At 68.0% G+C, this 8,079-nt stretch carries 10 protein-coding genes; all 10 read left to right on the top strand.

Annotation, left to right across the window (positions count from 1 at the left end):
* Positions 1–708 precede the first annotated feature (708 nt).
* Entirely contained in the window at positions 709–1,017 is a 309-nt protein-coding gene (locus WEB06_03900; GenBank protein ID MEX2554759.1) for a DUF3499 family protein, read from the top strand.
* A gap of 73 nt (positions 1,018–1,090) precedes the next feature.
* Positions 1,091–1,405 carry a hypothetical protein gene (locus WEB06_03895; GenBank protein ID MEX2554758.1) on the top strand — a complete coding sequence of 105 codons (315 nt, stop codon included), beginning with the start codon at positions 1,091–1,093 and terminating at the stop codon, positions 1,403–1,405.
* Between the two features lie 140 nt (positions 1,406–1,545).
* Positions 1,546–1,761, top strand: a complete 216-nt coding sequence (locus WEB06_03890) for a hypothetical protein (GenBank protein MEX2554757.1) — start codon at positions 1,546–1,548, stop codon at positions 1,759–1,761.
* An 18-nt stretch (positions 1,762–1,779) separates the two neighbouring features.
* The gene (locus tag WEB06_03885; GenBank protein MEX2554756.1) at positions 1,780–2,535 is read left to right on the top strand and encodes a hypothetical protein; all 756 of its coding nucleotides are present in this window, start codon (positions 1,780–1,782) and stop codon (positions 2,533–2,535) included.
* A gap of 12 nt (positions 2,536–2,547) precedes the next feature.
* The gene (gene manB / locus WEB06_03880; GenBank protein ID MEX2554755.1) at positions 2,548–3,885 is read left to right on the top strand and encodes a phosphomannomutase/phosphoglucomutase; all 1,338 of its coding nucleotides are present in this window, start codon (positions 2,548–2,550) and stop codon (positions 3,883–3,885) included.
* Positions 3,886–3,918: 33 nt separating this feature from the next.
* Complete coding sequence (locus WEB06_03875) at positions 3,919–4,092, top strand: Trm112 family protein (GenBank protein ID MEX2554754.1); 174 nt, start codon at positions 3,919–3,921, stop codon at positions 4,090–4,092.
* A gap of 25 nt (positions 4,093–4,117) precedes the next feature.
* Complete coding sequence (locus WEB06_03870) at positions 4,118–5,176, top strand: bifunctional phosphoglucose/phosphomannose isomerase (protein ID MEX2554753.1); 1,059 nt, start codon at positions 4,118–4,120, stop codon at positions 5,174–5,176.
* A gap of 92 nt (positions 5,177–5,268) precedes the next feature.
* Positions 5,269–6,519: an adenosylhomocysteinase gene (ahcY, locus tag WEB06_03865; GenBank protein ID MEX2554752.1), complete on the top strand. Its 1,251-nt coding sequence runs from the start codon at positions 5,269–5,271 to the stop codon at positions 6,517–6,519.
* A gap of 10 nt (positions 6,520–6,529) precedes the next feature.
* Positions 6,530–7,075, top strand: a complete 546-nt coding sequence (locus WEB06_03860; GenBank protein ID MEX2554751.1) for a hypothetical protein — start codon at positions 6,530–6,532, stop codon at positions 7,073–7,075.
* A gap of 45 nt (positions 7,076–7,120) precedes the next feature.
* The coding region (gene mtnA / locus WEB06_03855) for an S-methyl-5-thioribose-1-phosphate isomerase (protein ID MEX2554750.1) at positions 7,121–8,079 on the top strand (959 nt) is incomplete at its 3' end.

Genomic DNA, 8,079 nt, shown 5'->3' with positions numbered 1-8,079 from the left:
GTACTCCGCGGAAGTCAGTAGGGGCGACCCGAAAGCTACCGCGGAGTACAACTTTTGATATAAGCAGCGGGTTCCGCCCGCGCGCACGGATCTGAAGAGGCCATCTACGTGGTCTCTTCTCATTTTTGCGCGCGGTTTTGGCATTGAAGGGAAGCGACAGTTGGTGCGACCCCCGTCGCGATCCCGGCGCCCTTTTTCGAACGCGAGGGGGCGTCGAAAATGCAAAACCGTCTTAGGTAGCAGAATAGTCGGGTAAGACGCGGAGACGGAAAGCCTCTTGTCCCTCAACGTGGCCGGTCGTAACGTGGGCCGATGAGGCGAGTGGCGCTGTTCCTGGTCGCAGTCGGCCTGGCGGGTGCGTTCGGCGATGCCGCCCAAGCACAGGGCAAGGACCCATTCCGTCCTCCACCGGCCGCCGGCGTGCCGGGAGGGGCGACCTCCGGTCCCGACTCGCCTCCGTCCGGTGCTCCGCAGGGTCTCCCGGCGTTGCCCGACGACGGCCTTGCCCGGACGGGCGGGGATGTGGGCGCTCTGGTTGGGCTCGGAATGGTCTTCCTCCTGCTGGGATGTGGCCTTCGGTTGGCCGCGCGGGGGTTCGGTCTCACCGGGCACGGCGGCTCGAACGCTCGGAGCCGTTCCGGTGGCGGCTCGACTTGTACCCTCCCATACGCTTGAAAAACACACCTCTGTAATTTATGGTGGCCCGCGATGGCGAGGCCTCCTGCCGCCGCGCAGAAAACCGGCATCCGAAAGTGCTCCCGCAACGCGTGCCGCTGGCCGGCTTCCGCGTCGCTCACCTTCGCGTATGCGCAGATGGTGGTCTGGATCGAAGACCTCATCTCGCAGCCTCATCCGGCTGCATACGACCTGTGCGCGGCCCACGCGGAACGCCTCGCGGTTCCGATCGGGTGGAAGAAGGAAGACCTCCGGGTCGTCCCCCCTCCGGTGACGCCGATCCGGCCGGGGCTGGACGGCTGGTCCGGTAGCTCTTCCGGCGCCCAAGCGTCCGGCGCCTGATCCCCAGCTGCCCTTGCGTTGTTGCCTGTTCTCTGTGAGCCTGTCTTAGGTACGGCGCTACATAAGCCTCGACATGGCCATCGACCGAGAGCTGATCCGATCCATCCGGACGCTGGACGAGTACGACCTCCGGCGCCTGATGATCTTCGTGCGCGGCCTCCTGTTGCACCGCGACGGCCCGGATTTCGAACGACCGGACGCGCCGGGCCGTTCGGCCGTCACCTACCGTCAGGAGCCGGTCCGTTGCGGGAAGCGCGGCTGCACCCGGTGCCCTCACGGCCCCTACTGGTACGCGTACTGGCGGGAGGACGGACGGCTCCGCTCGAGGTACATCGGAAAGACGCTCCCCACGCCCGAGGGCGCTCCCAACCAAGGCGCTCGGAACTGATCGTCGGGCCCGCGGCGATGCGAGCACTAGTCAGCATGGAAGGGTAGAAACGCCTCGGTCGGGCCATAGCGGACAAGGGGCTTTCCCAACAGTATGGTTCCGACGACCCGTTCGGGGGAACGGGAGAACAAGGGGCCGCGATGGGAGAGGGAAGAACGCAAGGTCTTGAGTGTCCGCGTTGCGCATCGCGCGACGTGATCAACATCAATCTCTCGCTCGAGCACGGCGACCGTGTTGCGTTCTACTCGTGTCATCGATGCGATAAGCGCTGGTGGCACAAGGACGGAACACCCGTCGATCTACCCGACGTCCTTGAGTTGGCTCGCCGCAAGCAGTCGGAACCTCCAACCGCGTAGTAGCCGTATCGTTCGGCCGTGCGCTCTGACCGGCCGCCTCCGATCGACCGCGCCACCGTCCTCGCTTTCGCCGGACGCCTGCGCGCGTCCGCCCGCTCGCTCGATAGGTCACGCACTTCCACGGTCGAGGCGAGATGGCTGCGGGCGTACCTCCTCGCCGCGACCGGTGAACTCGGTCGTGCGGAGCGCGCCGCCCGCCGTGTCCTCGCGGAGACGAACGATCCGGCGATCGAGGCCCGCGCTGCGGCGACCCTCGGCTCGATCCTCCGCCAAACCGGTCGCCACGCCCAAGCCCGAACCATCGAGTCGTCCGCATTGCGCCGCGCGACCTCACGGGAGCTGCGCGCGCACCTTCTGATCGGCCTGGCAGCGGACTCGGTCGGACTCGGCGACCTTGCTGCCGTCGATCGAGCACTCCGGCGTGCCGTCGCCGAGCGAGCCCGGGGCTGGAGGGTGGCCGTCCGGCTTCGATGGGTCCGCTGCGAGCGAGAGCTCCTCGCCGGCCATCCCGCCGCGGCCGCGCGGTGGGCTCGGTCCGCGCTGGCGGCCGCCGAGAAAACCGGTGCGCGGAGGCACATCGCGAAGTCGCTGCTTTTCCTCGGCGCCGCATCGCGAGCGATTTCGCTCTCTGATGGCGGGGTTCGGGCCCGGCTGGCTCGGCTCGAAGCGGGCCGCTCCTTGCGGCGAGCACGCTCGATCGCCTCCCGGATCGGCGCCCGTCCGATCGAACGAGTCGCCGGCGAGCTGCTCGGCTCCATGGGGAAGCACCGTTAGGATTAGCCGCTCATGGACTTGGACGCGATATTCAAGGCGTACGACGTGCGCGGGGTTTACCCCGACCAGCTCGATGAAGAGGTCGCGCACCGCACGGGCAGAGCGATGGTCGAGCTCACCCACGCGAAGCGGATCCTCGTGGCGCGAGACATGCGCGCGTCGTCCGAGCCGCTGTCGACGGCGTTCATCTCAGGGGTGATGACCCAGGGCGCCGACGTCGCCGACCTCGGGCTCGCGTCCACCGACATGGTGTACTTCGCCTCGGGCAAGTTCGATCTGCCGGGCGCCGTCTTCACCGCCTCGCACAACCCCGCCGCATACAACGGAATCAAGGTCTGTCGCCCGGGCGCGGTCCCGATCGGCGAAGACACCGGCCTCCTCGACATCAAGGGGATGGTCGCCGCGAACGAATTCGGCTCGGGACGCCGGCCGGGCTCCGTCGAGCGGATCTCCGTGATGAGCGACTATGTCGCGCACCTGCTCTCGCTCGTCGACGTGAGGGCGATCCGGAAGCTCGTCGTCGCGGTCGACGCAGCGAACGGGATGGGAGGGCTCACCGTGCCCGCCGTGCTCGGCAAGCTCGACGTCGAGATCATCCCGCTCTACTTCGAGCTCGACGGCACATTCCCGAACCACCCGGCCGACCCGATCCAGCCGGAGAACCTGAAGGACCTCATCGCCACGGTGATCGATCGTGGAGCCGACGTCGGGCTCGCCTTCGACGGCGACGCCGACCGCGTCTTCCTCGTCGATGAGAAGGGCGAGCCCGTGTCGGGCTCTTTGACCGCCGCGCTCGTCGCGCGATCCATCCTCGCCAAGCATCCCGGCGAGAAGGTCATCTACTCGATCACGAGCTCTCGGATCGTTCCGGAGACGATCCGTGAGATGGGGGGCGAACCGATCCGCTCGCGGGTCGGGCACTCCTTTATCAAGGCGGTGATGCGCGAGGCCGGCGCGATCTTCGGCGCCGAGCATTCCGGCCATTACTACTTCCGCGATCACTTCTTCGCCGACTGCGGCCTGCTGGCTGCGTTGCACGTGCTCGAGGTGAGTTCCATACAGCGCAAGCCCTTGTCAGAGATCCTGGCGTCGTTGCGCCGCTACTGGGCCTCCGGCGAGATCAATATGGAGGTCGCGGACAAAGAGGCCGCCATGAAGGCGGTGTCGGAGCGGTTCCCAGAAGACCGGCGCGACTGGACGGACGGTCTCACGGTCGAGTTCGACGACTGGTGGTTGAACCTCCGGCCTTCGAACACCGAGCCGCTGCTCCGGCTCAATGTCGAGGCGGCGGATCGAGCGCTCGGCGAGGCGCGTCGGGACGAGCTCCTCGCGATCATCCGCGGCGGGTAGACTGCGGTCCGAGCCGAGCGGGAGGTTCCCTACATGGCCGTGGACCAGCAACTTCTCGACATCCTGATCTGTCCGAACTGCAAGGGGAAGGTCGAATACAAGGCCTCCGAGCAGAAGATCGTCTGCTTGGGCAAGTGCCGGTACGCGTACCCGGTCCGCGACGACATCCCCATCATGCTGATCGACGAGGCCGACAAGCCGTCCTGACCCCGCCGACGATGCCTCGCTGAGCGTGCTCGACGACGCCGCACGTCTTGCCGCCGCCGACCCCGGGGGCATGCTCGACACCGTCGAGGCGGCGGACGAACACTGGCGCGACGCCGTGGCTCGGGCTCGGTCCGTGGACCTCTCGCATCTGCCCGATCACGGCCACCTCACCTCGGTCGTCGTGTGTGGCATGGGTGGATCCGGCATCGCCGGCGACGTCGCCGCGTGTCTCGCCGCGGATCGCGCGGCGATACCCGTGTCGGTCGCGAAAGGGTACGAGCTCCCCGCGTTCGCGGGTCCGCACACGCTGGTCGTGCTGTCCTCCTATTCGGGTGGGACGGAAGAGACGCTGGCGTGCTTCCGTCAGGCTCACGACCGCGGCGCCCCGATCGTCGCCGTGGCGACCGGCGGGGCGCTCGGAGAGCTCGCGCATGCGCACGACGCGCCGTGCGTCGTCCCAGCCGGGGGCATGATGCCGCGTGCCGCTTTCCCGTATCTCGCCGGTGGTGTGCTCGTGATCCTGGAGCGGCTCGGCGTTCTGCCCGATCTCACCGCCGACCTGGTCGAAACCGATGAGGTGCTCCGCGAGCAGGCTGCGACGCACGCCAGCGGCGTCCCGACGGAGCGGAATCCCGCGAAGCAGATCGCCGTAGCACTCGTGGGACGCATCCCGGTGATCTGGGGCCAAGAGGGTCCCCTCTCGGTCGCGGCGACCCGATGGAAGACGCAGCTGAACGAGAACGCGAAGGTTCCCGCATACGCGGCGGTCGCGTCGGAGCTGACCCACAACGAGATCGTCGGATTTTCGGATCTGAGCGAGTTGCTCGAGCGCCACGCCGTCGTCGCGTTGCGCTCCTCGACGGAGCATCCGCGTGTCGGCGCGCGGCTCGACGCTGCGCTGCGACTGGTGACCGGGCAGGTCGGGACGGTCGTTGAGGCGCATTCGCGCGGTTCTGGGGTCCTCGCGAGGCTCGCGTCGGCGGTTCAACTGGGCGATCTGGTGAGCGTCTACCTCGCGTTCCTGAGGGCCGTCGATCCAACGCCGATCGAGCCGATCGACCGCCTTAAAGCAGAGCTCACCTGATACGCTGAGTGGCCCGCAGCACCCCCGATGTCCGGGGGTTCAAGAAGCGAAGCACACCCGGTGAGAAACCCCCGGTTAGAAAGGGAGAGTTCATGTCCGATATCGCCAACCACAAGCTGGCCGACAAGGGTCGCATGCGGATCGAGTGGGCCGAGCTGAACATGCCGGTGCTTCGCGAGATCCGGGCCCGTTTCTCCAAGGAGAAGCCGTTGAAAGGGCTCGCCGTTGCCGCGTGCCTTCACGTCACGACCGAGACGGCCAACCTCATGCGAGCGCTGCGCGACGGCGGCGCGAAGGTTTCGCTCGCCGCATCCAACCCGCTCTCAACGCAGGACGACGTCGCGGCGGCGCTCGCCGACGAAGGCATCGACACGTTCGCGATCAAGGGCGAGGACAACGAGACCTACTACAGGCACATCAATGCCGTGCTCGACGCGCGTCCGGTGATCACGATGGACGACGGCGCCGACCTCGTCTCCGTATTGCACTCGAAGCGCGAGGACCAGCTCTCCGAGATCATCGCCGGCACCGAAGAGACGACGACCGGTGTCATCCGTCTCCGGCAGATGGCGGCCGAGGGCGTGCTGCGGTATCCGATCGTGGCGGTCAACGACACGCCGACCAAGCGACTCTTCGACAACCGGTGGGGGACGGGACAGTCCACGCTCGACGGCATCACCCGGGCGACGAACATCCTCTGGGCGTCGAAGACCGTGGTGATCTGCGGATACGGCTACGGCGGTCGCGGTCTCGCAACGCGAGCGCGCGGGCTCGGCGCTCAGGTGATCGTGACGGAGGTCGACGCGGTCAAGGCGCTCGAAGCCACGATGGACGGCTTCCGCGCGATGCCCATATCGGAAGCGGCACGCATCGGCGACGTTTTCATCACGGTGACCGGCGACACGGGTGTGCTTCGCCGCGAGCACTTCGAGCTGATGCACGACGGCGCGATCCTCGCGAACACCGGACACTTCGACGTCGAGATCGACAAGCCGGCGCTGAGCGAGCTGGCCTCGAGCGTTCGCGAGATGCGCGAGCACGTCGTGGAGTACGTGCTCGGCGACGGGCGTCGCGTGTACCTGCTGGCCGACGGCCGGCTCGTCAACCTCGCCGCCGCAGAGGGGCATCCGGCGGTCGTGATGGACATGTCGTTCGCGGACCAGGCGCTCTCCGCCGAATGGGTCGTCAAGAACGCGAAGACGCTCGAGGATCGCGTGTACGACGTGCCGGACGATATCGACCGGGAGGTCGCGCGCCTCAAGCTCGCAACGCTCGGGATCGAGATCGACTCGTTGACGCCCGAGCAGGAGCGCTACCTCTCGTCCTGGCGCGAGGGGACCTAGCACCGGGCCGGTGACGGACGAGCCGCAACGCGGTGGCGACCCGCCGTATGGTCCGTTCCGGCCCGTTGAGATCTTCCCGGCTTCCCCGAACGGCCACGACAAGAGCACCCCGCCGTCCCGCCTTCGGCGGGCGGTAGGAGGTATCCCCGCCGGTGTCCTGGTCGCCGGCCTGCTGGCGATCTCGATCGTCCCGCGCCTGTCGCTGCTGAACCTCGCGTTCTTCAATCCGTGGCAGCGGCCCGTGATCGCCTCCGGCCTGGGGGGCCTCGTGACCGGCGCTACCCGGCGCTCGAACATGTGGACCGCCGCCGCGGCCGGTGCGGTTGCGGCCACGCTCGCGTTGTGGGTCGTCTACGCCGGAACCCGGCTCCAGAACCAGGTTCTGTGGGTGGAGCGCAGCGCCTTCCGGGTGATCACGGCGGATCTCGCCCGCCTTGCGGCCTATGCCGGCCCCTCGGGAGCTCTGGGAGCCGTCGCCGGCCGGACGCTTCGTTCCCGCCTGGATGCGATGCGAGCGCGGCGTACCGAGCCGATCACGCGTCTCCCGGGCTTGTAGACCCCGGTCGGGGGGCGCTTCGCCCCGCTACACTCCCGGGCGATCATGCGCGCGATCGATTGGGACGCCGGAACGATCCGTATCCTCGACCAGACGCTGCTCCCCAAAGAGGAGCGCGTCCTCACGCTGGCTTCGACGGCCGAGCTCGCCGACGCGATCCGGAGGCTCAGCATCCGGGGGGCGCCGGCGCTCGGGATCGCGGGGGGCATGGGGGTTGCTCAGGCCGCATTCCGGTCGCAGGCGGCCGGCATCCCGGGGGTCTTGCGGGACATCGAGCTTGCCGCGCGCGAGCTGGCGGCAACCAGGCCGACCGCCGCGAACCTCGTGTGGGGGATCGAGCGCGTCGCACGCGTCGCGCGGGAGCGAGCCGGCGACACGGATCGCGACAAGCTCCTCGTGTTGCTCGAGGAAGAGGCGCTCCGCATCGCCCAGGAGGACGCGAACGCGTGTCTCGAGATGGCGCACAACGCGCAACGGTACATCGCACCCAAGGCGGTCGTGCTGACGCACTGCAACACCGGCTTCCTTTGCACGGGCGGTTACGGGACGGCGCTCGGCGCGATCCGGCTCGCGCACGAGCAGGGGAAGGAGATCGCGGTCCTCGCGACCGAGACCAGGCCGTTGATGCAGGGTTCCCGGCTGACCACGTGGGAGCTCGCGCGTTTCGGCATCCCGCACGCGCTCATCGCGGACGGTGCCGCAGCCGGGCTGATATCGCGCGGCGAGGTGAAGGTCGTCATGGTCGGCGCGGATCGGATCGCAGCCAACGGCGACGTCGTCAATAAGGTGGGGACGTTCGGCCTCGCGCTCGCCGCCAAGGACGCCGGCATCCCCTTCGTGGTGGTCGCTCCAACCTCGACGCTCGACCTCACCGTTCCGAGCGGCGACAAGATCCCGATCGAGGAGCGCGCTGCGATCGAAGTGACCAGCGTCCTCGGAACGCCGGTCGCTCCGCCCGGCACCTACGCCGTCAATCCGGCGTTCGACGTCACCCCGGCTCGTCT

It is taken from the genome of Actinomycetota bacterium, from assembly GCA_040905475.1.
Lineage (GTDB): Bacteria > Actinomycetota > AC-67 > AC-67 > AC-67 > DATFGK01.
Note: the sequence above shows the minus strand (reverse complement) of the source record. Positions and strands in the feature narration are given on the sequence as shown.

Excerpts from the sequence above, each read along its gene's own strand:
- WEB06_03900 (MEX2554759.1), top strand. The coding sequence starts at position 709 with ATGGCGAGGCCTCCTGCCGCCGCGCAGAAAACCGGCATCCGAAAGTGC.
- WEB06_03895 (MEX2554758.1), top strand. The coding sequence starts at position 1,091 with ATGGCCATCGACCGAGAGCTGATCCGATCCATCCGGACGCTGGACGAG.
- WEB06_03890 (MEX2554757.1), top strand. The coding sequence starts at position 1,546 with ATGGGAGAGGGAAGAACGCAAGGTCTTGAGTGTCCGCGTTGCGCATCG.
- manB (MEX2554755.1), top strand. The coding sequence starts at position 2,548 with ATGGACTTGGACGCGATATTCAAGGCGTACGACGTGCGCGGGGTTTAC.
- WEB06_03875 (MEX2554754.1), top strand. The coding sequence starts at position 3,919 with ATGGCCGTGGACCAGCAACTTCTCGACATCCTGATCTGTCCGAACTGC.
- ahcY (MEX2554752.1), top strand. The coding sequence starts at position 5,269 with ATGTCCGATATCGCCAACCACAAGCTGGCCGACAAGGGTCGCATGCGG.